18 protein-coding genes are annotated in these 25,797 nt (G+C 69.2%); 4 read left to right on the forward strand and 14 right to left on the reverse strand.

From position 1 onward, the window contains the following. Positions 1-402: 402 nt before the first annotated feature. The 3 genes from glgB to ACW9PK_RS02970 form a co-directional block, all read right to left on the reverse strand. The gene (glgB, locus tag ACW9PK_RS02960; protein WP_457016412.1) at positions 403-4,671 is read right to left on the reverse strand and encodes a 1,4-alpha-glucan branching protein GlgB; all 4,269 of its coding nucleotides are present in this window, start codon (positions 4,669-4,671) and stop codon (positions 403-405) included. Positions 4,672-4,734: 63 nt separating this feature from the next. Beyond that, positions 4,735-6,504 carry a maltose alpha-D-glucosyltransferase gene (treS, locus tag ACW9PK_RS02965; RefSeq protein WP_085108343.1) on the reverse strand — a complete coding sequence of 590 codons (1,770 nt, stop codon included), beginning with the start codon at positions 6,502-6,504 and terminating at the stop codon, positions 4,735-4,737. A 115-nt stretch (positions 6,505-6,619) separates the two neighbouring features. After that, a complete protein-coding gene (locus ACW9PK_RS02970) occupies positions 6,620-9,133 on the reverse strand; it encodes a maltotransferase domain-containing protein (protein ID WP_457016413.1) in 2,514 nt (837 codons plus the stop codon). A 133-nt stretch (positions 9,134-9,266) separates the two neighbouring features. Between ACW9PK_RS02970 and glgP the strand changes: the two genes are divergently transcribed. After that, complete coding sequence (gene glgP, locus ACW9PK_RS02975) at positions 9,267-11,897, forward strand: alpha-glucan family phosphorylase (protein WP_085108340.1); 2,631 nt, start codon at positions 9,267-9,269, stop codon at positions 11,895-11,897. Between the two features lie 17 nt (positions 11,898-11,914). Here glgP and glgX read toward each other — a convergent pair whose 3' ends face one another. The 6 genes from glgX to ACW9PK_RS03005 all read right to left on the reverse strand — a co-directional run bounded on the left by glgX (position 11,915) and on the right by ACW9PK_RS03005 (position 18,559). After that, positions 11,915-14,059 carry a glycogen debranching protein GlgX gene (glgX, locus tag ACW9PK_RS02980; RefSeq protein WP_457016414.1) on the reverse strand — a complete coding sequence of 715 codons (2,145 nt, stop codon included), beginning with the start codon at positions 14,057-14,059 and terminating at the stop codon, positions 11,915-11,917. Beyond that, the gene (gene rlmB / locus ACW9PK_RS02985) at positions 14,046-15,014 is read right to left on the reverse strand and encodes a 23S rRNA (guanosine(2251)-2'-O)-methyltransferase RlmB (protein WP_085108335.1); all 969 of its coding nucleotides are present in this window, start codon (positions 15,012-15,014) and stop codon (positions 14,046-14,048) included. The genes glgX and rlmB overlap by 14 nt, the downstream gene beginning before the upstream one ends. Before the next feature lie 84 nt (positions 15,015-15,098). After that, a complete protein-coding gene (gene cysS / locus ACW9PK_RS02990; RefSeq protein WP_085108332.1) occupies positions 15,099-16,541 on the reverse strand; it encodes a cysteine--tRNA ligase in 1,443 nt (480 codons plus the stop codon). Between the two features lie 139 nt (positions 16,542-16,680). Then, positions 16,681-17,214 carry a 2-C-methyl-D-erythritol 2,4-cyclodiphosphate synthase gene (gene ispF, locus ACW9PK_RS02995; RefSeq protein ID WP_457016415.1) on the reverse strand — a complete coding sequence of 178 codons (534 nt, stop codon included), beginning with the start codon at positions 17,212-17,214 and terminating at the stop codon, positions 16,681-16,683. Further along, a complete protein-coding gene (locus ACW9PK_RS03000) occupies positions 17,207-18,055 on the reverse strand; it encodes a 2-C-methyl-D-erythritol 4-phosphate cytidylyltransferase (protein WP_368836100.1) in 849 nt (282 codons plus the stop codon). Before ACW9PK_RS03000 ends, ispF begins: the two co-directional genes overlap by 8 nt. Before the next feature lie 18 nt (positions 18,056-18,073). Further along, positions 18,074-18,559, reverse strand: a complete 486-nt coding sequence (locus ACW9PK_RS03005) for a CarD family transcriptional regulator (RefSeq protein WP_064846759.1) — start codon at positions 18,557-18,559, stop codon at positions 18,074-18,076. A gap of 300 nt (positions 18,560-18,859) precedes the next feature. Here ACW9PK_RS03005 and ACW9PK_RS03010 point away from each other — a divergent pair, with 300 nt between their 5' ends. Continuing rightward, entirely contained in the window at positions 18,860-19,399 is a 540-nt protein-coding gene (locus ACW9PK_RS03010) for a hypothetical protein (protein WP_082943372.1), read from the forward strand. A 168-nt stretch (positions 19,400-19,567) separates the two neighbouring features. Here ACW9PK_RS03010 and ACW9PK_RS03015 read toward each other — a convergent pair whose 3' ends face one another. Both ACW9PK_RS03015 and ACW9PK_RS03020 read right to left on the reverse strand, forming a co-directional pair. Next, positions 19,568-20,233, reverse strand: a complete 666-nt coding sequence (locus ACW9PK_RS03015) for a winged helix-turn-helix domain-containing protein (RefSeq protein ID WP_457017154.1) — start codon at positions 20,231-20,233, stop codon at positions 19,568-19,570. 11 nt (positions 20,234-20,244) lie between these two features. Then, a complete protein-coding gene (locus tag ACW9PK_RS03020) occupies positions 20,245-21,432 on the reverse strand; it encodes a sensor histidine kinase (RefSeq protein WP_064846277.1) in 1,188 nt (395 codons plus the stop codon). A gap of 233 nt (positions 21,433-21,665) precedes the next feature. On the opposite strand from ACW9PK_RS03020, the gene phoU reads away from it, so the two are divergent. Next, positions 21,666-22,364, forward strand: coding sequence for a phosphate signaling complex protein PhoU (phoU, locus tag ACW9PK_RS03025; protein WP_085108323.1), 699 nt, complete (start codon positions 21,666-21,668; stop codon positions 22,362-22,364). 195 nt (positions 22,365-22,559) lie between these two features. Here phoU and ACW9PK_RS03030 read toward each other — a convergent pair whose 3' ends face one another. Then, positions 22,560-23,318, reverse strand: a complete 759-nt coding sequence (locus tag ACW9PK_RS03030) for a phosphoglyceromutase (RefSeq protein WP_064846279.1) — start codon at positions 23,316-23,318, stop codon at positions 22,560-22,562. Between the two features lie 68 nt (positions 23,319-23,386). On the opposite strand from ACW9PK_RS03030, the gene ACW9PK_RS03035 reads away from it, so the two are divergent. Further along, positions 23,387-24,202, forward strand: coding sequence for a class I SAM-dependent methyltransferase (locus ACW9PK_RS03035; RefSeq protein ID WP_167318798.1), 816 nt, complete (start codon positions 23,387-23,389; stop codon positions 24,200-24,202). Between the two features lie 81 nt (positions 24,203-24,283). On the opposite strand, the gene ACW9PK_RS03040 is transcribed toward ACW9PK_RS03035, so the two are convergent. Further along, entirely contained in the window at positions 24,284-24,631 is a 348-nt protein-coding gene (locus tag ACW9PK_RS03040) for a DUF2516 family protein (protein ID WP_167318799.1), read from the reverse strand. A gap of 9 nt (positions 24,632-24,640) precedes the next feature. After that, positions 24,641-25,771 (reverse strand): trans-sulfuration enzyme family protein, encoded by a 1,131-nt coding sequence (locus tag ACW9PK_RS03045; protein ID WP_085108318.1) that lies wholly within the window; start codon positions 25,769-25,771, stop codon positions 24,641-24,643. Positions 25,772-25,797: the final 26 nt, after the last annotated feature.

The following is a 25,797-nucleotide window of genomic DNA, read 5'->3' on the forward strand; positions in this document are numbered from 1 at the left end:
ATTGAGTTGACAAACAACAAACCACACCACCAGACCCCTCACCAGGGCCACAACGGTCGGTTGCGATCTGCAAGCTTAGCTGCGGGTGACCCAGGCTGCAACTCGACATGAACTCTCGATTGCTTCCTGCTGTCACTGCTCTTCAGCGGCTTGCGGGGAATCATTCTAGCACACCTTCTCGCCGTTGTGCGCGGCTCGTCAGTGGTGGGATCGACTCCGTTTCGTTGCCCCGTTCGGCCTTCGCGACCGCTGCCGTGGCAACTCGGAAGACATTACACGCCCCCACCGGAGACGGCAAACCTGGGACGGCGAACCCTTCGGAGGTGGCGAACCCTCCGGAGACGGAGAACCCGCGGGAGCACGTGCTCCCGCGGGTTCTGCATTCAATGATGCGTGACCTGATCAGTCCCGGTCGCGCGCCGTCGGGCTGGTGCTCGCACCCTTGGCCGGCTTCAGGAACAACACCGCGAGCGGCGGGACGGTGACCTCGGCGGACGCCGGCTTCCCGTTGTATGCACCCTCGGCCGCGGTGACCCGGCCCAGGTTGCCCACGCCGGAACCACCGAAGATGTCAGAGTCCGTGTTGAGCACCTCGTCCCACTCACCCGCCCACGGCAGACCCAACCGGAAGCGCTCGTGGGTGTTGCCCGCGAAGTTGGCCACGCACACGAGCGGGTTGCCCTGGTCGTCCCATCGGGTGAAGGACAGCGTGTTGCGCTTGGCGTCGTTGGCGTCGATCCACTCGAAACCGGACGGGTCATTATCTCGTGCGTACAGGGCCGGGGTCTCGCGGTAGATCTCGTTGAGGCTCTTCACCAGCTCCTGCACGCCGTGGTGCGGTGGGGTCTCGGAGAGCCACCAGTCCAGGCCGTGCTCCTGGGACCACTCGGACTCCTGGGCGTACTCGGTGCCCATGAAGATCAGCTGTTTACCCGGGTGGGCCCACATGTATGCGAGGTACGCGCGCACGTTGGCGAGCTGCTGCCACCGGTCACCCGGCATCTTGCGCAGCAGGGAGCCCTTGCCGTACACGACCTCGTCGTGGGAGATGGGAAGGATGAAGTTCTCTGAGTAGGCGTAGACCATGGAGAACGTGGCCTTGTTGTGGTGGTAGTGCCGGTTGACGGGATCCTCGGCCATGTACTCGAGGCTGTCGTGCATCCACCCCATGTTCCACTTGATCCCGAAGCCGAGACCGCCGGCGCTCGTGGGTTTGGTGACCCCTGGGAAGGACGTGGACTCCTCCGCAACCATGACGATCCCTGGATTGCGCCGGTACGCGGTGGCGTTGGCCTCCTGCAGGAACGCGATGGCCTCGAGGTTCTCGCGTCCGCCGTACTGGTTGGGCTCCCACTCGCCGTCGTTGCGCGAGTAGTCCAGGTAGAGCATGGAGGCCACGGCGTCCACGCGCAGCCCGTCCACGTGGAACTCCTCGAGCCAGTAGTTCGCGTTGGCCACGAGGAAGTTGCGCACCTCCCGGCGGCCGTAATCGAAGATTAGCGTGCCCCAGTCCTTGTGCTCGCCGCGGCGGGGGTCCGGATGCTCGTAGAGTGGTTGCCCGTCGAACTTGGCGAGCGCCCACTCGTCCTTGGGGAAGTGGCCGGGGACCCAGTCCACGAGCACACCGATGCCGGCCTGGTGCAGCTGGTCCACGAGGTAGCGGAACTCGTCCGGGGAACCGAAGCGCGACGACGGCGCGTAGTAGCCGGTGACCTGGTAACCCCACGAACCACCGAAGGGGTGCTCCGCGACGGGCATGAACTCCACGTGGGTGAAGCCCTGCCACGTGAGGTACTCCACGAGTTCGCGGGCGAGATCCACGTAGCCGAGACCCATGCGCCACGAGCCGATGTGCATCTCGTACACGCTCATGGGTGCGTTGTGGGGATCCTTGGCCGCGCGGGCCTGCATCCACGCGTCGTCCTGGAACTCGTAGGAGGACTCGAACACGCGCGACGCGGTGGACGGCGGGATCTCGGTGCCGAAGGCCATGGGGTCCGCCTTGTCCCGCCACGAGCCGTCCGCCGCCCGGATCCGGAACTTGTAGGTGTCTCCGGAGCCCATGCCGGGCACGAACACTTCCCACACACCGCTGGAACCCAGCGAGCGCATGGCATGCTCGGAACCGTCCCACCCGTTGAAGTCACCAATCACGCGCACGGCCCGGGCATTGGGGGCCCACACCGCGAAGCTCACGCCGGAGACGTCCCCCATGGAGGACGGGTAGTGGTGCACGTGGGCACCGAGCACGGTCCACAGGGTCTCGTGCCGGCCCTCGCCGATCAGGTGCAGGTCCAGCTCGCCCAGGGTGGGCGCGAAGCGGTAGGGGTCGTCGACCTCGGCGGGCTCCTTGCCCGCATAGGTCACCAGGACGCGGTAGTCGGGGATCTTGCCCTCGTCGTGCGCGGGGACCACGCCGGTGAAGATCCCACCCCACTCGTGCTCGAGGGGGAACGTCCCGTTGAGCGTGCGCACCGAGACGTGCGTCGCGAAGCGTCGTAGGGTCCGGATGGTCACCGAACCGTCCGGGTTGAAGTGCGCCCCGAGCACCGCGTGGGGATCGTGGTAGCGCCCCTCGGCCACCGCTGCGAGCACGTCCGCGCTCACGGGCACGGGCCCGCCCGCGGGGTGCTCCCGTTCCGACGCCGCTGCGACGCTCTGCTGGGAAGTCCCGGCCCGAGTTGACGCATGGTTCCCGCCCGCGGTCTCCGCCGGAGCCGTCACGTCATGACCGTCGGTGGTCCGAGCCGACGCGTCGTTCGTCCCGGTCGCCTCCGACGCAGCGCCCCGCGCGTTGCGCGGTTCCGCCGACGGCGCCCGGCCGTCGGCGTGCTGCGCGGACTCGGATGCCGGGGGCGGCGTGGATTCGGAGCCCGTAGGAGTCGACGACGCCGCGGGGCCGGTGTTCTCGGGGTGTTCAGGGGTCACGAAATCCTCGGTTCTGGATGCAGGTGTGTGGCTCTCGTGTGTTTCACGCCTCACGTTACGGGAGCGCGCACGTTCAAGCGAACGCACCACGGCACCGGCCGGGACCGCGACCCAGCCCGGGCGGTTGCGCTGCTCGTAGACCACTTCGTACAGGCCCTTGTCAAGCCACAGGGCGCGGAAGAGCACCGAATCCCGGTCCACGCCAGAACCGCTCGTGCGGGCGTACCCCTCGAGGAACGCGTCCGAGACCGCGTCGGTCCAGGCGCTCATGTCCTCGTCCCGCTCGCGCGCGGCCATGGCGCCCGCATAGTCGAACGAGCGCAGCATGCCGACGACGTCGCGCAGGGCCACGTCCGGGCGGACACGCTCCTTAATGGGTCGTAGGGGCTCACCCTCGAAGTCCAGGATCCGGAACCCCTGGGCGTCGTTGTGCAGCACCTGGCCCAGGTGGTAATCACCGTGGATCCGTTGCAGGGCGGGGATCTCCCGGATCCGGGACAGCTGCTCGAGCAGGTCCTCGACCTCGGCCCGGTAGGAATCGAAGTAGTCCCCGCAGGACTCCCACGCCCAGCGGATCCGCGAGGCGAGGTCGTCCAGGAACCGGCGCCGAGCATCGTCGTCCGCGGAGACGGGGTCGAAGGCACCGAGGAGGTCGGCGTGGACGCGCGCGGTCGTGGCACCCAGCTCGGCCGCGAGCTCGGAGAAGTCCCGGGCATGGCTCGCCGCGTCCAGGGCCATGGCCCACGCGTCCCGCGAATCGGCCAGGAACTGGGCGGCCACCGCGAGCTGACCGGACGTGGTGACCAGACCCTGGCGCCACTGGGCATCGAGCCATCCAGCCGTGGCCGGGACCGCGGTGGAACCGTGCGACGTGAGTTTGACGCCCACCTCCACGTCCGGGTTGCGCCCCTCCCCCACCACGCGGAAGAACTTCACGATCACCGCGTCGCCGCCCAGCGCGGAATCCGAGTCCTCCGCGTCCTGCGGAGTGAGGATCACGGACGTGTTGGACTGCTCTGAGGAGATCACCCGCACCTGATCCGCGGAGGCAATCCGATAATCCGTGTTCATGGCCCCGGTGTAGCGGCCGTGCAGGCCCATCCCGTGGCGCAGCACCCCGCCCTCGGTCAGCTGCGCATCCATGATCCGCAGCACCCGGTCCATGAAACCTGGGTCCCCCACGGCGTCGTAGAGGTGGAACGTGGCCGTCTCGTCCGCGGTGGTGCTCTCGCTGCCCTGTGCATCGGCGCGGGCCTCACTACGACCGGACGCGCCGGCCTTCTCGCGGGCGCTGGCGGTCCGACCGGCCTCCGGGGAGTCCTCCGAGGTAATGGGTTGGGCGGTCCGCGAGCGCTCCGAGCGGCGTCGTTCGCGGAAGGAACCCGCGTGCGAGATAGCGCGGCGCAGGAACGAGGCCGAGGCCTCCGCACCCGCGATCAGCTGCTCGGGCAGGGGACGGTCCGGGCCGCCGGAGCAATAGCTGCCGATCGCGAAGCGCTCGAGCTCGGGCAGGGCTTCGGTGCTGCGCACGACCGGTACGTTGAGCAATTCGCTGCGCTCGCCCACCGTGACCTGGACCAGGAACATGATGCGTTCCGTGCCGCGATGCGATCCGGTGCCGGAATCCAGGGTCGCGCGGCCCACGACGCTCAAGCGCAACTGGTCCGGGGTGGCCGTGAACGGGAACCACCGCTGCCGCGGCAACCAGTCGCGCAACCTGTCGAGAAATTGCTGATCCGTCATGGAGGGTCCCCCGCTTTCGTCTGGACAATCACTGCTTCGCGCGCGGGCCGTACCCGCGCGCGCTCACTCGTTGCGCGCGGGCTTGATGATGGGCATGGCCACCGTCTCGGGGTGGGAACCGTCCGTGCCGGGGGTCGTGCGCAACCGGAGCCAGAAGAAGTCCTGCGAACCGAGCGTGATGCGGTAGTCGCCCTGTTCCGAGAAGGAGCCGAACGGTTCACCGCCGAACAGTTCCCGGGTGCCCCGGCCCGCGTACTCGGCCAGGTGCACGCTGCAGCTCGCGGGGACGTGGGAAAGGTTGAACACACACAGCAGGGTCTCCCCCACGCCGTCGTCCGCGTCCTGCGGGCTCAAGCGGCGCAGGAACGCCAGGACGGATTCGTGGTCCGTGCTCACGTTGACGTAGTCCCCCAGCCCGAACGCCGGGTGCGCCTTGCGCACCATGAGCATCTGCCGGATCCAGTGCAACAGGGAGGAGGACGACGCGAGCTGCGTCTCCACGTTCGTCTGCGTGTAGTTGTAGACGAGCGACTGCACGACCGGGAGGTAGAGCTTGCCCGGATCCGCGGTGGAGAAGCCGGCGTTGCGGTCGGGGGTCCACTGCATGGGTGTGCGGGATGCGTCGCGGTCGTCGAGCCAGATGTTGTCCCCCATGCCGATCTCGTCCCCGTAGTACAGGAACGGCGACCCGGGCAGGGACAACAACAGCGCGTGCGCGAGTTCGAGCTCCGCGCGGGAGTTGTCGAGCAGGGGTGCTAAGCGGCGTCGGATACCGATGTTCGCGCGCATGCGCGAATCCGGGGCGTACCACCCGAGCATGGCCTGGCGTTCCTCGCTCGTGACCATCTCGAGCGTCAACTCGTCGTGGTTGCGCAGGAACGTGCCCCACTGCGTGCCCCGCGGGATCTGCGGCGTGTGCTCCATGGTGGAGACGATGGGCGCGGCCTTCTGATCGCGCAGCGAGTAGTAGATCCGCGGCATGATCGGGAAGTGGAAGCACATGTGGCACTCGGGCGCCTGCTCCGTGCCGAAGTACTCCACGACCTCGTGCGGCATCTGGTTGGCCTCCGCGATGATCACGCGGCCGGGGTACTCGCGGTCCACCATCTCGCGCAGCCGCACGAGGAAGTCGTGGGTCCCGGGCAGGTTCTCGCAGTTGGTCCCCTCCTCCTCGATGAGGTAGGGGATGGCGTCCGCGCGGAAGCCGTCGATGCCCATGTCCAGCCAGAACTTCACGACGTCGAACACGGCCTCGACGACCTTGGGGTTCTCGAAGTTCAGGTCCGGCTGGTGGGAGAAGAACCGGTGCCAGAAGAACTGCCGCCGCACGGGGTCGAAGGTCCAGTTGGAGACCTCCGTGTCCACGAAGATGATCCGCGCGTCCTGGTACTTTTCGTCCGTGTCCGACCACACGTAGAAATCGCCGTACGGCCCCTCCGGGTCCTCCCGCGAGGCCTGGAACCACGGGTGCTGGTCCGAGGTGTGGTTCAGCGGCAGGTCGGTGATGACCCGCAGACCCCGCGCGTGGGCCTCCGCGACCAGTCGCTTGAAGTCGCTCACGGTGCCGAACTCGTCCAGCACGGAGTAGTAGTCGGAGATGTCGTAGCCGCCGTCCCGCAGCGGGGACTCGTAGAACGGGGGCAGCCACAAGCAGTCGATCCCGAGCCACTGCAGGTAGTCGAGTTTGTCGATCAGACCCGAGAAGTCGCCGGAGCCGTCACCGTTGGCGTCCGAGAAGGCTCGCACGAGCACCTCGTAGAACACGGCCTTGCGGAACCAGTCCGGGTCGTGCGCGAGCCCGGGAGCGTTGAGTTGGAAAGGAGTGATGCTCATGGTCGGCGGGACTGCCCTCTCGGAGAAACGTGCGTGTCGGTCATGACGGGTGCGGGGTGCGGGCCGCCGTGGTGCGCCGCGCTCAGCGGTCGGGGCGCATCGCGACGGCGCTCGCTCACTTGACCCCGCGGCGGACGCTGAGCACGTGCGCGGGTTCCACGTACGGATCCAGGCGCACGTAGTTGTGGGTGCCCCACTTCCAGCTCGCGCCGGAGATCAGGTCGTCCACCCAGAAGGAGCCGTCCTCGTTGAAGTCCTGGTCCCGCAGGTCCAGGGAGTCGAGGTCCAGCCACACGGTGGCCTCCCGCGCGCTGTGCGGGTCCGTGTTGAGCACCACGATCACGGTGTCCCGGACCTGCTCGCCGTCCCGTTCCACGGTCTTGGTCTTGCTGTAGGCCACGATGGCGTCGTCCGTGGAATTTTGCAGCGTGAGGTTCTGCAGGTCCCCGAGTGCGGGATGGTCCTTGCGGATCCGGTTCAGGCGCGTGATGTACGGCGCGAGCGACTCGCCGCGTTCCACGGCGGCGTCGAAGTCGCGCGGGCGCAACTGGAACTTCTCGTTGTCCATGTACTCCTCCGCCCCGGGACGAGCGACGTGCTCGAACAACTCGAAGCCGGCGTACACGCCCCACAGCGGGGACGCGGTGGCCGCCAGGGCCGCGCGCACCTTGAACGCGGCCGGGCCACCGAACTGCAGGTACTCGGTGAGGATGTCCGGGGTGTTCACGAAGAAGTTGGGCCGGTAGAACCCGGAGGTCTCGTGGGAGATCTCCTGGAGGTACTCCTCGATCTCCTCCTTGGTGTTGCGCCACGTGAAGTACGAGTAGGACTGCTGGAACCCGGCCTTGGCCAGCCCATGCATCATGGCCGGACGAGTGAACGCCTCCGCGAGGAACACCGTGTCCGGGTGGTTCTTACGCACCCTGGCGATCAGCCACTCCCAAAACCACAGGGGCTTGGTGTGCGGGTTGTCCACGCGGAAGATGTTCACGCCGTGACCGATCCACAGCTCCACGACCCGCAGTACCTCGGCGGCGAGGCCCTTGGGGTCGTTGTCGAAGTTCAGGGGGTAGATGTCCTGGTACTTCTTGGGCGGGTTCTCGGCGTAGGCAATGCTGCCGTCCGCGCGGGTCGTGAACCACTGCGGGTGCTCGGCGACCCACGGGTGATCCGGGGACGCCTGCAGCGCGAGGTCCAGCGCGACCTCGAGACCGAGATCATGGGCGTGCGCGACGAACGCGTCGAAGTCCTCGAAGCTCCCGAGGTCCGGGTGGATCGTGTCGTGACCGCCCTCCGGCCCACCGATGGCCCACGGGGAACCGGGGTCCTGGGGTCCGGCCGTGAGGGTGTTGTTCGGCCCCTTGCGGTGGTTGCGCCCGATCGGGTGGATGGGCGGGAGGTACGCGACGTCGAAGCCCATGGCCGCGGCCCGGTCCAGGGCCGCGATGGCCGTGCGGAACGTCCCCGGGGTCCACTCGCCCGTCTCGGGGTCGTACGTGGCGCCCTCGGAGCGCGGGAAGAACTCGTACCACGCACCACGACCCGCGGCCTCGCGCTCGACGCCGAGCGGGTAGCGCGGGGACGAGCTGAGCAGATCGCGCAGCGGCCGCTCACGGACATAGTCCAGGAGCTGCGGGGACGTGGCGATCTCCCACCGCTGTTCCGGCGTGCGGTCGGTGTCCGCCATCGCTTCGGCGGCGTCCTCGAAGACCCGGGCCTCATCGGTCGAGCGATCGGACTCCTTGGAGGCGGCGTCGAAGAGCAGGGCCGCTTCCTGGAACATGAGCTCGACGTCCTGGCCGACCCCCAACTTGATCTGCGCGGCGTGGTGCCACGTGTCGTAGAGATCCGACCAGCCCTCCACCGCGAAACTCCAGGGGCCCTCGTACTCGGGACGCAGCCACGCCTCGTAGCGGTCCGTCCCGGGGGCCACGAGCGTCATGAGTCGGCGCTGGGTCTCACGGCCCTGCGGGTCGTACAGCACCGCGGTCACACCGAGGGAGTCATGACCCTCGCGGAACACGGTCGCGCTCACCCGGATGTCCTCACCGGGAACGGCCGTGGCGGGGAAACGCCCACCCTCGATCACGGGGCTCACGTCCGTCACGGGGATCCGCCCGTACACGAGATCGTCCGACGGGAAGTCCGCCAGGTGCTCGTCGTCCCCGGAATCGGTGTCCTGCTCGGCCGGGGCCTGCGCCGCGGCTTCGGCGTGCGGATCAGGTGCGGACTGAGTGTCGGGCTCGTACTGCGTGTCGGGCTCGCGCTGCGCTCCGGGTGCGGACTGTTGGTCGGATGCGGGCTGCGCCTCGGATTCGGTGTCCTCGGTAGGTGGTACGACCGCGGCGACCTCCTCGGCCGCGCCCGGTTCCGCATATGCGTGGGCGTCCGGCTGCCCGGCACCGGCGGACGACGCCGCTTCGGTTGCCTCCGGCGCGGACGGGACGCGAGCGGCATCGTCGTGGGGCTCCGCTCGGCGTACCGAGGGGGCGACGTCGGGAACGCCCGTGGCCGGGACCGGCGGGGTCAAGCGGGACCCGACGTCCGGGTGGGCATCGCCCGCGTGGGGATCCGGCACGGGATCTGAGGACGGACGGCGGCCCTGGGGCTGTGAGTTCTGCTGCGACACGAGACCAACGTTAGCGACAAACGCCCCGATTCATAAGGCCGTGGCCGTGGTCCCCGAACCGCGACGGCGACGCGCTCGCGTCACACGTCGGACCCCGTGGAGCGGCGGGGCCGAAGCCGCTAGGCTCGGGACCGTGAAGGCCATCCACAGGTTCACCGTCCGCACCGTCCTGCCCGAGTCGATCGCTGCACTCTCACGATTGGCCAAGAACCTCCGATGGACGTGGCATCAGCCCACCGAGGACCTCTTCGCCGAACTCAACCCGCACGCGTGGGACGCGGTCCACGGGGACCCCGTCAAGCTCCTGGGCTCGCTCACGCGCGAGGAGATCCAGCAGATCGCCGCGGACCCCGAGCTCGTGGCACGCATCCGCGACCTCGACGCCGATCTGGACACCTACCTCACCGAACCCCAGTGGTACCAGCGCACGCAGGGCGAGGACGCCCCGGCGGCCGTGGCGTACTTCAGCGCCGAGTACGGCATCACGTCCGCGCTTCCGCAGTACTCGGGCGGACTCGGGATCCTCGCCGGGGACCACTTGAAGACCGCGTCCGACATGGGCGTGCCCGTGGTGGGCGTGGGATTGCTGTACCAGGCCGGGTACTTCAAGCAGTCGCTGTCCCGGGACGGCTGGCAGCAGGAGACCTACCCGGTGCTGGACCCGGATGAACTCCCTCTCACCCTGCTGCGCGAAGCGGACGGTACGCCCGCGCGCGTGGTTCTCCCGCTGCCCGAGGGCCGGACGCTGTCCGCGCAGATTTGGCGGGCGGACGTGGGCCGCGTGCCGCTACTGCTGCTGGACTCCAACATCAGCGAGAACGACGACGCCGCACGCAACGTCACCGACCGGTTGTATGGCGGCGGCAGCGACCACCGGTTGTACCAGGAACTCTTGCTGGGCATGGGAGGGATCCGGGCGCTGCGCGCGCACAGCAGGATCACGGGTGCGCCCACGCCGGAGGTCTACCACTGCAACGAGGGCCACGCGGGTTTCCTGGGCGTCGAGCGGATCCAGGAACTCATGAACCCCGGGGCCGACGCCCAGGCCATGATGTGGGAGGAAGCACTCACCGCGGTGCGCGCCGCGACCGTGTTCACGACCCACACCCCGGTCCCGGCCGGCATCGACCGCTTCGAACGCGATCAGATCGCCCACGTCCTCGCCGCGGGGCTCGCCCCGGATGTCCCCTCCGAGCGCGTGCTTGAGCTGGGTGCGGAGACCATGCCGGGCGGTGACCCGAGCAAATTCAACATGGCGGTCATGGGGTTGCGGCTCGCCCAGCGTGCCAATGGCGTGGCCGAGCTCCACGGTGCCGTGTCCCGGTCCATGTTCCACGGGCTGTGGGAGGGCTTCGACACCGAGGAGGTCCCGATCACCTCGGTGACCAACGGCGTGCACGTCCCCTCCTGGATCGACCCCGCCGTGTGGCGCATGGCCGTGGACCCGGAGGAGAACGACACCAACCCGGCCGCTCGTTGGCGCAGGATCTACAATGTGTCCGACGCCGAGCTCTGGGCCACCCGCCGCGCCCTGCGGGAACGCCTCGTGCACGACGTCCGCGAGCGTCTACGGGCCTCGTGGAAGCGCCGCGGTGCTGCGGACGCGGAACTGGGCTGGACGGAGTCCGTGCTGGACCCGGACGTGCTGACCATCGGTTTCGCACGCCGCGTCCCCACGTACAAGCGGCTCACGCTCATGCTGCGCAACCCGGAACGGCTCAAGCGGATCCTATTGGACCCCCGCCGCCCCGTGCAGTTGGTGGTCGCGGGCAAGTCCCACCCCGCGGACGAGATGGGCAAGCGGATGATCCAGGACCTCGTACGGTTCACGGACGATCCGCAGGTGCGTCACCGGATCGTGTTCCTGCCCAACTACGACATCGCCATGGCGCGTGTCCTGTTCCCGGGGTGCGACGTGTGGCTCAACAACCCGCTGCGTCCGCTCGAGGCGTGCGGGACCTCCGGGATGAAGGCCGCGATCAACGGCGGGCTCAACCTCTCCGTCCTGGACGGGTGGTGGGACGAGATGTACGACGGGCAGAACGGCTGGGCCATCCCCACCGCGGACAACAAGGCCGGCACGGACGAGCGCGATGACATCGAGGCCGCCGCGCTGTACGAACTCATCGAGAGCCACGTGGCACCGCGGTTCTACGGTGACGGTTCCGAGGACGCCACGACCGCGGCCGGACCCGACACCGCGCCGTCGCGAGCGAGCACCGTGCCGCACCAGTGGCTCGCCATGGTGCGCCACACGCTCGCGACCCTCGGGCCCAAGGTCTCCGCCCGGCGGATGCTCACCGACTACGTCAACGAGCTGTACGTCCCCGCGTGCGTCGCCGGCCGGCGCGTGACCACGGACGACGGCGCCCTGGCCCGCGGCACGGCCCACTGGGTCGAGCGCGTGCGTACCGCGTGGCCGCAGCTGCGGATCGAGCACGTGGACGCACACGGTGTGCGCCAGGAACCGCAGATCGGTGACGAGCTCACGGTCAACGCGTACGTAGATCTGGGCGAGCTGACCCCCGAGGACGTGACCGTGCAGGTCAGCTACGGGCGCGTCTCGGAAACCGATCACATCCACGAACGGTCCTACGCCACGCTCGAGGACGTGACCGAGCTGGGTGGGGGACGCATGACGTTCTCCGGGCCCATCACGATCGACCGCTCCGGCCCGTTCGGGTACACCGTGAGGGTGTTGCCGCGCCACGACGAGTTGGCCTCACCGGCCGAACTCGCTCTCGTGCGCAACGCCGGGGACTGACGTCCGGCCCGCCCGGTTCACGCGATCGCGAACATCGCGATGCTCTGTGCCGGGACCGTGAGCTCCTCCCCGGCACGCCATCGGTTGCCGGTCAGTTCGTCGAGCTGAGGGTCCGTGGCGAGCACGAGCCGGTACGAGGCCCCCTCCACGTCCGAGCCGGCCAGGTTCTCGAAGCGCGGCAACACCGCGGCCACGGGCGATGCGGTGCCGTTGAGCACGAACAGTCCCGCGAGGTCACCCCCGCGCGCGCCGATCACGATCTGCAGCGCACGGACCCCGTCCGTCTGCCACAGATCGTCGCTCATGGGCTCCCCGGAACTCGCGTACCACTTGAGCACCACGTCCCGGGGGCGCGCGGGGAAGTCCCGGGGTTGGCTCGCCAGGAAGGCCCGGCGGATCCGGATGAGCCGCTGGGTCGTGCGTAGCATGGACCGATCCAGGGGTGTGAGTCGCCAGTCCACCCACGAGAGCCGGTTGTCCTGGCAGTACGCGTTGTTGTTGCCCTCCTGGGAGCGCAACAGCTCGTCCCCCGCGGTGATCATGGGGATGCCCTGCGAGAACAACAGGGTGGCCATCATGTTGCGCGCGGTGGCCGCGCGGGCGGCCCGCACGCGCACGTCCGGGGAGAAGCCCTCGTGGTCGTGGTTCCACGAGTGGTTGTCGTTGGTGCCGTCCGCGTTGTTCTCGCGGTTGGCCTCGTTGTGCTTGGCGTCGTACGCCGTGAGGTCGTAGAGCGTGAACCCGTCGTGCGCGGTGATGAAGTTGACCGAGGCCAGCGTGGTGCGCCCGTGCGGGGCGAACAGGTCCGCGGACCCGGAGATCGCCCCGGCGAGCCGACCGGCGGTGCCCCCACCGCCCCCGCGACGCATGGTGCGCTGACCCGAGAGCCAGAAGTCCCGCACGGTGTCCCGGTAGTGGTCGTTCCAGTCCGCCCAGCCGGTGGGGAAGCGCCCGGTCTGCCAGCCACCGGCGCCCACGTCCCACGGTTCGGAGATCATCCGCACGCCCTGCAGCACCGGATCCGCGGCGATCGCCACGAAGAACGGGTGGTTGCGCGTGAAGTGGTGGTGCTCGTCGCGGCCCAGTTCGGGGGCCAGGTCGAAGCGGAAGCCGTCCACGTGGCACTGCGTGACCCAGTAGCGCAGGGAGTCCAGAGCCATGCGCACGACCTGGGGGTTGCCGAAATCCATGGAATTGCCGCACCCGGTCACGTCCACGTAGTTGCCGTGCTCGTCGTGGCGGTAGTACTCCCGGTCCCCGAGCCCGCGCCAGCAGTACGGGCGCTGTGTGGGTCCGCCTTCTGCGGTGTGGTTGTACACGACGTCCAGGAACACCTGCAGCCCTGCGCCGTGCAAGGCGTCCACGGCGGCCTTGAACTCGTTGAGCACCGCGGTGGGCCCGGCCTCCTGGGCGGCCTTGGTCGCGTACCCCGCATGGGGTGCAAAGAACGCGAGGGTGTTGTACCCCCAGTAGTTGGTGAGCCCGTTCGCGGTCAGGTGGGCCTCGTCCAGGTGGGCGTGCACGGGCAACAACTCCACCGCGGTGATCCCCAGGCTGCGCAGGTACTCGAGCATCACGGGGTGTGCGAGTCCCGCGTAGGTGCCGCGCAGCTCGTGAGGGATCCCCGGGTGCAGCATGGTGAGGCCCTTCACGTGGGCCTCGTAGATCACGGTCTCGCGCCACGCCGGCCGGGGACGGTCGTGGTCGCGCCACTCGTGGTCCTGGGCGACCACCACGGAGACGTACTCCCCGCCGTAGGCGTCCGCGCCGGGATTGACGACGCCGCTCGGTGGCGCCACACGCGTCAGTCCCCGCCCGTAGGGGTCCAGCAGGACCGGTTCGTACGCCGGATCCGGCACGGGACTGCCCTCGGGCCGGGCACTCACGAATCCGTACTCGGTCCCCTCGGGCATCGCGGGACACACGTCCCGTGCGAGCTCGTCCGGGGTGAGTTCCACCTCCGGCACATGGCGTGGGCGCGAGACGGTCGCGTAATGGATCCCGTGGTTCTCCCCCGCGAGCCGTAACCGCTGCCACGATTCACCGGGGCGCCGGAACATGAGGTCCACCTCGGTCAGTCCCGGGGCGTACACCGCGACGTTGGCGGTCCCGTCCCCGGACGGGGAGGGGTGGACGCCCAGCGGATAACTACGCGCTTGCACGCCGGCGCGCGATCTCGTACAGCGTGATCCCCACCGCCATGGACGCGTTGAGGGACTCCATCGCGGATTCGATGGGGATCGACACGATCGCGTCGCAGTGCTCTGTCACCAGGCGGGACAGGCCCTTGCCCTCGGAGCCCACGACCACCACGAGGGGCTCGGTGGCCAACTCGAGCTGCGGCAGGTCCACGTCCCCGCCGCCGTCGAGGCCGACCACGAAGTAGCCCTGCTTCTTGCAGTTCTCGAGCGTGCGCGTGAGGTTCGTGGCCTTGGCCACGGGGACGCGCGCCGCAGCACCCGAACTCGTCTTCCACGCCGTGGCCGTGACCCCGGCGGAGCGGCGCTCGGGCAGGATGACCCCGTCCCCGGCGAACGCGGAGACGCTGCGGATGATCGCACCCAGGTTGCGGGGATCGGTGATCCCGTCCGCCGCGATGAGCAGGGGCGGGCGGGAATCATCGCCCCGGTCGGCCATGAGGGAGGCCGCGAGCTCGTCCGCGTCCTGGTAGTCGTACGGCGGGACCTGCAGCACCACACCCTGATGGATCGCGTCCGCGGAGAGCCGGTCCAGCTCGCCGCGCGAGGCCTCGAGCGTGGGCACCTGGGCCTCGGCGCACAACTGCAGGATGTCCTTGACGCGGTCGTCCATCTCGATTTTGGTGGCCACGAACAACGTCTTGGCGGGCACCCCGGCGCGCAGGGCCTCCAGCACGGCATTGCGCCCCGTGACGAGGTCCTCCTTGATGGGCCCGGACCCCGTGCGGGACGGACGCCGGTGCAGGTTCTGCTGCTTGCGCGCGACCGCCTGCTTGGCCTTGTACGCCTTGTGGTAGACGCGGTCCTCGGCCTTGGGCGTGGGGCCGCGGCCCTCCAGGCCCTTGCGGCGCTGGCCGCCGCTACCCACGACCGGACCCTTCTTCTTGCGCGTGGCTCCGGGTCGGTTCTTCTGGGCCATGGTCAATACTCCGTGTCTGTCACGGGTCACGGCCCGCGGGCCGCCCCGGGGTGGTCGGCGATCTGGCTCCAGTTTAGGCCAGGCTCATTCCCCCACGGACCACTCGGACCCCCGGGCGCCGTCCTTCACGACGACGCCAGCAGCGGCCAGCTGGTCCCGGATCCGGTCCGCGAGCGCCCAGTCCTTCGCCTCACGCGCGGCGGCACGCTGGGCCAGCAGGTCCTGGACGAGGGAGTCGAGCGCGCGGTGCTCGGCGCCGTCGGCGTCCCGAGCGCCGTCGAGACTCATCAAGGGGAGCAATCCCAGGACGTCGGACATGCCCGCGATCGCGGAGACGAGCGGCTGGGCGGTCGAGGCCTCCGGGCCCGAGAGAGCCGTGTTGGCCGCGCGCACCGTCTCGTGCAGCACCGCGAGCGCACGGGGCACGTTGAGGTCGTCGTCCATGACCGCGACGAACTCCTCAGGCACATCCATGTGCTCCCAGGACACGCTGAGTCCGGAATGCTGCGCGGCCGCGAGGACGGCTTCCACGCGCTCGACGGCGGCGGTGGCCTCCCGCAGGGACGTGGGCCGGTAGTCCAGCACGGAACGGTAGTGGGCCTGGCCCAGGTAGTAGCGCACGGCGAGCGGCCGTGCTTCCTCGAGCATGCTCGCCGGGGAGACCGTGTTGCCGATCGACTTGGACATCTTCTCGCCCTCGTACGTCACGAGCCCGTTGTGCAACCAGAAGTTGGCGAACGGGCGGCCCGCCGCGGTGGACTGGGCGAGCTCGTTCTCGTGGTGCGGGAAGCGCAGGTCTAGGCCACCGCCGTGGATGTCGAAGTGCGCGCCCAGGTATTTGTGGGCCATGGCCGAGCACTCCAGGTGCCAGCCGGGGCGGCCGCGGCCCCACGGGGAATCCCACGACGCCGTGGCGGGCTCGCCCTCCTTGTGTCCCTTCCACAGCGCGAAGTCGCGGGGATCGCGCTTGCCGCGGGGATCGGCGTCCGGGGCGTCCTGCATGTCCTCCACGCGTTGCCGGGTGAGTTCGCCGTAGCGGGGCCACGAACGGACGTCGAAGTAGACGTCGCCGGAATCGTCGAGTGCGGGGTACGCGTGCCCGGCGTCGATCAGCTCCTGGATCAGCGAGTGCATCTCCGGGACGTGGCCCGTGGCCCGGGGTTCGTACGTGGGGGCCTCGATACCGAGCGCGGCGTAGGCCCGCCCGAACACACCCTCGAACCGGTAGGCCAGCGCCCACCACGGTTCGCGCGGGTGGTCACCCTGGTAGTCGTTCTCGAACGAGGCGTGCGCGTTGGCCAGGATCTTGTCGTCGATGTCCGTCACGTTGCGCACCGTGGTGACCTCGTAGCCACGGAAGCGCAGCCAGCGGGCCAGGATGTCGAACACGAGCGCGGAACGCACGTGGCCGATGTGCGGTGCGCCCTGCACCGTGGCACCGCAGTAGTAGAGGCCCGCCTCGCCGGGTCGCACGGGGACGAAGTCCTTGACGGTCGCGGAAGCGGTGTCATAGAAGCGCAAAGTCACCCTGCCAGTCTAACGGGGTGGCGCCGCACGCTCGCGGCGGGCGGGTTCGGTCGGCCGGCACTACTGGCGGGCTCCCCCCGGTGGACTCGACCAGTCTGCTGGGTTGCGGCCGGTGGGCTCGGTCGCCGCCCGTTTGGGCTCAGCCGCGCGGGAACACGATCGCGGTGGCGATCGCCGCGAGACCCTCGCCCCGGCCCGTGAGCCCCAGGGCGTCCGTGGTGGTCGCGCTCAGGTGCACCGGCGCGCCGGCCGCTTCCGTGAGCACCGCGGCGGCCTCGTCCCGCCGCGGGGAGAACTTGGGTCGGTCGCCCACGAGCTGGACGGAGACATTGCCCACCCGGAAGCCGGCCTCGGTCACGATCCGCACTGCCTCCGAGAGGATCCGACACCCCGAGGCCCCCACGAACTCCGGGCGGTCCGTTCCGAAGTGCGCTCCCAGGTCCCCCACGCCGGCCGCGGAGAACAGCGCGTCCGCCGCGGCGTGTGCCACGACGTCCCCGTCCGAGTGCCCGCTCAGTCCCCGCTCGCCGGGCCACATGAGTCCGGCGATCCACAGCGGAGTGCCCTCCGGGCCGAAGGCGTGCACGTCCACCCCGATCCCCACGAGCGGGACGTTGAACGGCCGGGGTTCCGGGGTCGATGGATCGGCGGGGCCTGGGGTTGCGTCAGTCATGCGGCCATTGTGCCGGACAGGCCGAGTCCCGCTCACGCACGATCGCGTGGGCGAGTACCAGGTCCAGGGGACGGGTGATCTTGAAGGACTCCTCGTGCCCGGCCACGAATTCCACGGGGTGTTCGGGGGCGAACAGTTCCACAAGACTCGCATCGTCCGTGATGCCTTCGGGATCCCCTGCGGAACCCGTCACCGTGGTGGCCGTCTCTGCCGTTCGAACACTGTGCCCGAGCCGGGGGTCCTCCCCCGTGGCGTCCAGTGGGCCGTCCGGGAGCAGACCGGCCGCGCGGTTCACCCGTTCGAGCAGTGCACGGTCGAAACCCTGGGGTGTCTGGACGCTGCGCAGCCCCGCCCGGTCCACCGTCCCGGTACTGCGCCCGTGGGTGTCCACCCCGCGCACGGTGTCGGTCACCGGGGTCACGGGAACCACGGCCTGTGCACCCGTATGCAGGGCGGTGACCACCCGCTCGAGGACGGCGGGCGGAGTGAGACAGCGAGCGGCGTCGTGCACCAGGACGTGGGTGACACCCGCGGGCAGGGCGGTCAGTGCTGCCGCGACCGACTGGGCGCGTGTGGCACCCCCGGTCACGGCCGCGGCCCCCGCGGCGCGCGCGACGGCCGTGAGGTCCGTGTCTCCGGCGGGCACGGTCACGATCACCGCGGCACCGGGCAGGGTCCCGCACACCGTGGCAAGCGCGTGCTCCAGGATCGGTCGACCGGCCACGGGGACGAGCGCCTTGGGCATCCCGTACCCGAGCCGCGTGCCGGAACCGGCGGCCACGACAATGACGGCGAGCCCGTCCATGGCGGACGGGCTCGCGAGGTCGGAAATCTGGGACACGAAGACGTGCTACGGGAATCAGGCCGCGGACAGGATGTCGTCCAGGCGCTTCTCCGCTTCTTCCTCGTCGATCTTCTTGGCCAGTGCCAGCTCGGAGGTGAGGATCTGGCGGGCCTTGGTCAGCATGCGCTTCTCGCCGGCGGAGAGGCCCTTGCCGCGATCGCGGCGCCACAGATCACGCACGACCTCGGCGACCTTGAGGACGTCGCCGGAGGCGAGCTTCTCGAGGTTGGCCTTGTAGCGGCGCGACCAGTTGGAGGCTTCCTCGGCGTCCTTGGCCTGCAGGACCGCGATGACCTCCTTGAGGCCTTCCTCGTCCACGACGTCCCGCACACCCACGAGATCGACGTTCTCCGCCGGGACCTCGATCATGAGATCGCCCTGGGTGACCTTCAACCGGAGATACATCTTCTCCTCACCCTTGATGGTTCGAGTCTTGATCTCCTCGATAGTTGCGGCACCGTGGTGCGGATAGACAACCGTTTCGCCAACCTCAAAAACCATGCACAAACCCCTTTCAGCCCGCCAAGTCTACCACGGTGTATGATTGCCCACCTTTCCGCGAGCCCCGTCCGTGGCCGCTCCACGGACCGCATCACGGGGCCTTATGGAGGCCACCCGGGCAGCGCCCGGGCGGGTGTGCGTGACCCGGCCGTGCGGCGTCGTCGTCACTCCATAAGCGCGCGCACCACGGGCCCGCGGGCGCGCCACGAACGGGGCGTGGATGCAGACGATCCGTGGCCAAACCGATAGACTGACTGCAGATTTTGCACCCGCTGTCAGAGAGCCCGAGGAGTTCGTGCCGTGAAGAACGCCGCCCACAAGAAGTTGCAGCACCTCGGAATGGGTGCGGCGGCACTCGCCGTCCTGACCGGTGTGAGCGGGTGCGCGTACATCAGCCCGCAGGCCACCATGGACAGCTACGCCCCGACGGACGGGATCCAGATGGACCTGGGTGACGTCCAGCTGCGCAACATCCTGGTCGTCGCCGAGGACGAGAACTCCGAGGGCCGCGTGCTGGGCACCCTGATCAACACCGGCGACCAGACTGAGACCGTCACCATGGACGCCAACGGCGCCCGCGCGAGCGTGGAGGTCCCCGCCAACCAGGAGGTCGTGCTCGAGAAGTCCCGGCCCGTGCTGTTGGACCGAGCCGGCGCGAACCCCGGCCTGATGGTGGACACCACGTTCACGGCGGACGACCAGGACCAGACCACCCAGGTCCCCGTCCTGGACCACACCTACCCGCGCTACGCATCCTTCGTGCCCGGCGGCGCACCGTCCACCCCGGCCAACCCCTCCAACACCCCGGCCCCCGCGGGCGAGGCGCACGGCGGGCACTGACCTCTCATACCACCCGCGCCAACCGGCGCGATCGAGCGAGCGCCCGGGCCCCGAACACGAGGGTCCGGGCGCTCGCTTTCTCAGACCGGTGTACAGACGTAAGAACCGCACCCTGCTAAGGGTGCGGTTCTTCCGTCATACGGGTGCCGCTCGGTGGAGGCGTCGGGATCAGGGCTCGAACTTGTACCCGAGACCGCGCACGGTCACGATGTGCTGCGGCGCGGACGGCTCCGGTTCCACCTTGGAACGCAGCCGCTTGATGTGCACGTCCAGGGTCTTGGTGTCCCCCACGTAGTCGGAACCCCACACCCGGTCGATGAGCTGGCCCCGGGTGAGCACGCGGCCCGCGTTGCGCAGCAGCATCTCCAGCAGTTCGAACTCCTTGAGCGGCATGGCCGCCGGCTCCCCGCCCACGTGGACCACGTGACGCTCGACGTCCATCCGCACGGGACCCGCGGCGACCGTGGCCGTGATCAGTTCCTCCGGTTCGGAATGCCGCCGCAGCACCGCCCGGATCCGCGCCACGAGTTCGCGCGACGAATACGGCTTGGTCACGTAGTCGTCCGCGCCGAGCTCCAACCCGAGCACCTTGTCAATCTCCGCGTCCTTGGCGGTGAGCATGATAATCGGGACCGTGGAGCGCTGCCGGATCTGTTTGCAGACCTCGGTCCCCGACTGGCCGGGCAGCATGAGGTCCAACAGGACGAGGTCCGCGCCGGTGCGGTCGAACTGCGCCACGGCCTCGAGCCCGTCCGCGACCACGGTGACCTCGAACCCCTCACGGCCCAGCAGGTACGCCAACGGGTCGCTCAGGGATTCCTCGTCCTCGATCATGAGAATCTGGGTCACGCGCGCTCCTCCACTCGCTGTTTACGCAGCCCTCCGCGTGGGGGCTCCGCCTGGTCCTCGGGTTCCTCCATGGGCGGCAGCACGAGGGTGAACGTGGACCCCCGGCCCGGCTGGGACCACACGGAGACCTCCCCGCCGTGCTGCGCCATGACGTGTTTGACGATGCTCAATCCCAGACCGGTACCCCCGGTCTGGCGGGACCGAGCGCTGTCCACCCGGTAGAAACGTTCGAAGATCCTGTCCTGCTCGGTCTCCGTGATGCCGGGGCCCTGATCCGTGACGGTGATGTGCGCCATCCCCTCCCGCTCCCGCAGGCCGATGCCCACGCGGGTGTTCTCCGGGGAGTACCGCACGGCGTTGTCGATCAGGTTGCGCACCGCGGTCACGAGCATGTCCGGGTCCCCGAACACGGGGGTCTCGATCCGCCCGCCCACCTTGATGCTGATGTTCTTGGCCTCCGCGGCCAGTTTGTTCCGGTCCACGGCCTCACGCACCGCGCGGTTGAGATCCACGGCAGTGCCTTTGGCCACCACGTCCGTGGCCTGCAACCGGGACAGTTCGATGATGTCCTGCACGAGCGCACTCAGCCTCATGGACTCGCGCTGCAGGCTCGCGGCGAAGTGGCGAACCGCGTCCTGGTCCTCCGCGGCGTCCTCGATGGCCTCGGACAACAGGCTGATGGCGCCCACGGGCGTCTTCAACTCGTGGGAGACGTTGGCCACGAAGTCGGTGCGGATGGACTGGGCGCGCACGATCTCGGTCTGGTCGTCCGCGAGCAACAGGATGTACTCGTCCGCGATGGTCACGACCCGCACGTCCAGCACGATCGACCCGTGTTGGAACTGCCCGCGGGTCAGCTCCAGGCGCTTCTCCTCCACGACGCCGTTGCGGCGCGTATTGCGGATCATCTCCAGCAGGTCCTGGTGCACCACCGTGTGCCCGCGCACAATCCCGTACGCGTAGGACGCGGGGGACGCGCGCACGACGCCGTCCACGCCGTCGACCACGACGTACGCGAGGCCCAGTGCCGCGAGGATCTCCGCGGTGCCCTCGGGCAGCGTGGGTTCCTGGACGTCCGCCAGCGAATGACGACGCCGCTGGCTCACCCGCACGGCGATCACCCCGCTGATGCCGAGCAAGAAGCCGATGAAACCGGCCAGCAGGGCAATCGACGTATCGCTCACGGTGTCAGCTTAGACGGCCCGCCCGGACGCACCCCGGTGATCCGCGCCCCGTGGGGGCCGGTTCAACGAACGTTCACCTGGGGATGACGATTCGTTCACGGCAGCCTGTGAACCTGGTCGGGCGCGTGCGAATTCGTCGTGCCGCTCCCCCGATGACATCCCGATGGCACCCGGCCCACTCAACCCGCGTAGGCTACGGACCAGGACTTGCCATGAACGAAAGGACGCCCCCTGTGCGTAAGGTTTTCCAGGCTGAGCTCCACCAGGTCGGTGAGGAGCTGATTCAGATTGCCACGCTCGTGCAGCAGGCATTGGGCAGCGCCCGCACCGCATTCCTCGACGCCGACATCCAGGTGGCCGAAGAGGTCATCTCCAACGACGCTCGCATCGACTTCCTGCAGAACGATCTCGATGAGCGTTCCATCGACATCCTGGCCCTGCAGTCCCCCGTGGCCTCCGACCTGCGCATGATCGTGGGCGCGTTGCGTATGAGTGCCTCGCTCGAGCGCATGGGCGACCTGGCCCGTCACCTGGCCCAGCTGGCCCGGTTGCGCTTCCCCGAGCCCGTCCTGCCCGAGGCCATGCGTGGGCACTTCGAGGAGATGTTCGACATCGACGCGCGTCTGGTCGAGCGCGTGATCTCCGTGCTCGAGGACCGGGACATCTCCGAGGCGGACCAGATCTTCGCCCTGAAGTCCGAGCTGAACCTCAAGCACCAGCAGGTGTTCGAGATGCTCGCGGATCCCAACTGGGATTCCTCCGTGCCCACCGCGGTGGACGTCACGCTCGCTTCCCGCTACCTCGAACGCATCGGTGACCACGGCGTCTCCGTGGCCCGCAAGGTCTCCTACCTCGTGACCGGCGACTGGGCCCCCGCGACCGACAGCCACCCCACCGGCCACGGACACATCGGCGCCGACGCCGGCGAGTGAGCGGTGCGGGTCCCGGTGGCGTGAGCCGCCGGAACCCGTGATGGCGCGCCCCGGGTGGGATCATCCGGGGACCGGCCCGAGCGGCGTCGTCCGATCGCTCCGAACGGAGGCGTACACGCGGCCCCGCGAGACACGGCGACAATGAGAATCCCCGGCACCGAAATGTGCCGGGGATTCTTCACGGTGCCAGAAGGGTTACTTCTTGCCCTGGTTGGCCACGGCCTTGATGGACTCGGCGGCGGCGTCCGGGTCCAGGTAGCGCCCACCGGGGGTCACGGGCTTGAGGTTCTGATCCAGCTCGTAGTACAGCGGGATGCCCGTGGGGATGTTCAGCCCGGCGATGTCGTCGTCCGAGATGCCGTCCAGGTGCTTGACGAGTGCGCGCAGCGAGTTGCCGTGCGCGGCCACGAGAACCGTCCTGCCGCTCTTGAGATCGGGGACGATCTGCTCCTCCCAGTACGGCAGGAACCGCTCCAGGACGTCCTTGAGGCACTCGGTGCGGGGCAGGTCGGCGACGTCCGCGTAGCGGGGATCCCCGGCCTGCGACCACTCGGAGGAATCGTCCAGGGCGGGCGGCGGGGTGTCGTAGGAACGGCGCCAGACCATGAACTGTTCCTCGCCGTACTGCTCGCGGATCTCCGCCTTGTTCTTGCCCTGCAGGGCACCGTAGTGGCGCTCGTTGAGCCGCCACGACCGCTTGACGGGGATCCAGAGGCGGTCCGCGGCGTCGAGCGCGAGGTTGGCGGTGTTCATGGCGCGGCGCAACAGGGACGTGTGCACCACGTCCGGCAGCAGCTGGTTCTCGGCGATCAGTTCACCGCCGCGGGTGGCCTCGGCGCGGCCCCTGTCCGTGAGCGGGACGTCCACCCAGCCCGTGAACAGGTTCTTCTCGTTCCAGTCGGACTGACCGTGGCGCAGCAGGATGAGCTTGTGGGTAGCGGAATCGTTAGCCATGGGGCCATTGTCCCACCCCGGGGCCACCGAGGGAACGCGTGTCGTGACGTGCGCACTACAGTGTGGGTGTGCCAACCCAGCCCCGCCCCGTGGGATCGATCACCCGCGGGACCACGAACCCGAACCGCCTCCGGCGCGCGGACCGGTACCTCACCGGGGTCCTGGCCCCGCTCGTGCGCCGGGCATACGACCCCCTGCTCGTGGACCTGGGGTTCGGGGCGGCCCCGATCACCGCGGTCGAGCTGTGGCAGCGGGCGCGCACGGTGCGCCCGGACGTGGAGGTCATGGGCATCGAGATCGACCCGGACCGGGTGGCCGCGGCCCAACCCCACACCCGCCCGGGGCTGTCCTTCCGGTGCGGGGGCTTCGAGATCCCCTCGGGGTCACGCTCCCCGGTCTTCGTACGCGCGTTCAACGTGCTGCGGCAGTACCCGGTGGAAGAGGTCCCCGCCGCGTGGCACCTCGCGTGCGGGCGGCTCGCGCCGAACGGGGTCCTGATGGACGGCACGTGCGACGAGATCGGGCGCCTGGCCACGTGGTTGTGTTGCACCGTGGAGGGCCCCCGCACCTTCACCGTGAGTATGCGTCCAGGTGCGTTCACCGTGCCCTCGGACGTGGCCGCGCGACTGCCCAAGGCGTTGATCCACCGTAACGTCCCGGGCGAGCGGGTCCACGCATTCCTCGCGGCCGCCGACGCCGCGTGGCTGGCCAACGCGGCCCTGTCACCATTCGGTCATCGACAGCGCTGGACGGCGATGTGCCGGGACCTGCGCGCCGCCGGGTGGCCCCTACTGCACGGGCCCCACCGGTGGCGGTTCGGGGAACTCACGGTGCCGTGGTCCGCGGTCGCGCCGGACGAACCGGGATGGCGCGTCGAGGGCTGACCCACCGAGCCCGTGGGAGGTCGACCCCACGGTGGCTCGACATGCGCTCCGGGAGAGACCTCGAACGGTAAATGCCTACTACTAGTACCCGGGGTTCTTGGACTCGCCCGAGACAGCGGGGCGCACGTCCGCGAGGTACACCCCGGTGATCGTCGCGGCGATCAGCATGAGGATCAACGAGCCGGTCCCCGGGACACCCACGGCCAGCAGCGCGAGGGTGGAGAACACTGCACTGAACACGGACACCACCGCGGCACCACCGGTCAGGGCGAGCCAGAACGTCTTGGTCCGCTTCCACGCGCGTTCGAACTGCACCGCCGAACGCCGCAAGCAGTCGAACACCGCGAGCAGCGCGAGGACGGCCACCACCAAGGTGATGGCGTAGTCCAGGTAGTTCGCCAGAACGATGGCCCAAGGAATGGAAGTCACGGGGTCAGTCTATCGATCCGCGAGCGCGTCGAGTCCGGCCCGGAGGTCCTCCCAGAGGTCCTCCACGTTCTCGATCCCCACGGACAGGCGCAGCAGGTTCTCGGGGACGGTCTCCGGTTCGTCGTGGTGGCGACGACGCCGCTCGATCAAGGACTCCACCCCGCCCAGGGACGTGGCGGGGGTCCACACGCGAAGGTCCGTCAAGAGACGTTCGGCCGCAGCGACGTCGCCGTGGGGGACCACCGAGATCACCGAACCGAACCCCCCCTGCAATTGCGCGGCGGCGCGCTCGTGGCCGGGATCGGACGCGAGGCCCGGGTAACGCACGTGGGCCACGGCGGGGTGGGCCTCGAGCCGGCGGGCCAGTTCCGCGGCGGTGGCCATGGAACGTTCCACGCGCACCGCGAGCGTACGCACGCCGCGCAGCGCGAGCCACGCCTCGAAGGGCCCGGGGATCCCGCCCTCGAGAGATCGCTGGGAATGCAGCCGTTGCCGCAACTCGGGCGTGGCGCACAGCACCGCACCCATCAACACGTCCGAGTGACCGGCGATGTACTTGGTCGCGGAATGCACCACCAGATCCGCCCCTACGCCCAGGGGACGCTGCAGCAGGGGCGTGGCGAACGTGTTGTCCACGCACGTGAGCACCCCCTTTTCCCGTGCGGCGCGCACGAGTGCGGGCACGTCCGCGATCTCGAGCATGGGGTTGGTGGGGCTCTCGACCCAGAGCATGTCCGCGCCGTCGAGTGCCGCGGAGGTGGCCTCGGTGTCCGTGATGTCCACGGTGCGCACCGTGAAGATGCCGCGCTCCTGCCATGTGTGCGCGAGTGCCACGCTGCCCTGGTAGCTGTGGCGCGGCAGCACGAGCGTGCCGCCCACGGGCACGAGGGTGAGCACCGCGGTGATCGCGGCGAGCCCGGACGCGTAGGACAGCGCGGGGCACGGGGCCTCCTCGAGCTGGGCCAGGACGTCCTCGAACGCCTCCCACGTGGGGTTGGTCAACCGCGCGTAGGTGCGGTCCGCGGGGTCGAGCTCCCCGGTGCCCCGGTAGGTGGAGGTCAGCACCACGGGCGGGTTCACGGGCGCGTCGTGTTCGTGGTCGGGGCGGCCGCCGGCGACCACCACGGTGTCTTTACGCATTGCTCCAGCCTAATCCCGCGGCGCCG

The sequence above is a fragment of the Kocuria sp. MNB10 genome, from assembly GCF_054073685.1.

Coding starts and splice junctions, on each gene's coding strand:
- ACW9PK_RS03030 (WP_064846279.1), bottom strand. CDS start 23,318: ATGGCTAACGATTCCGCTACCCACAAGCTCATCCTGCTGCGCCACGGT.
- treS (WP_085108343.1), bottom strand. CDS start 6,504: ATGAGCATCACTCCTTTCCAACTCAACGCTCCCGGGCTCGCGCACGAC.
- ACW9PK_RS03005 (WP_064846759.1), bottom strand. CDS start 18,559: ATGGTTTTTGAGGTTGGCGAAACGGTTGTCTATCCGCACCACGGTGCC.
- ACW9PK_RS03015 (WP_457017154.1), bottom strand. CDS start 20,233: ATGATCGAGGACGAGGAATCCCTGAGCGACCCGTTGGCGTACCTGCTG.
- ACW9PK_RS03045 (WP_085108318.1), bottom strand. CDS start 25,771: ATGCGTAAAGACACCGTGGTGGTCGCCGGCGGCCGCCCCGACCACGAA.
- glgB (WP_457016412.1), bottom strand. CDS start 4,671: ATGACGGATCAGCAATTTCTCGACAGGTTGCGCGACTGGTTGCCGCGG.
- rlmB (WP_085108335.1), bottom strand. CDS start 15,014: ATGGCCCAGAAGAACCGACCCGGAGCCACGCGCAAGAAGAAGGGTCCG.
- ispF (WP_457016415.1), bottom strand. CDS start 17,214: ATGACTGACGCAACCCCAGGCCCCGCCGATCCATCGACCCCGGAACCC.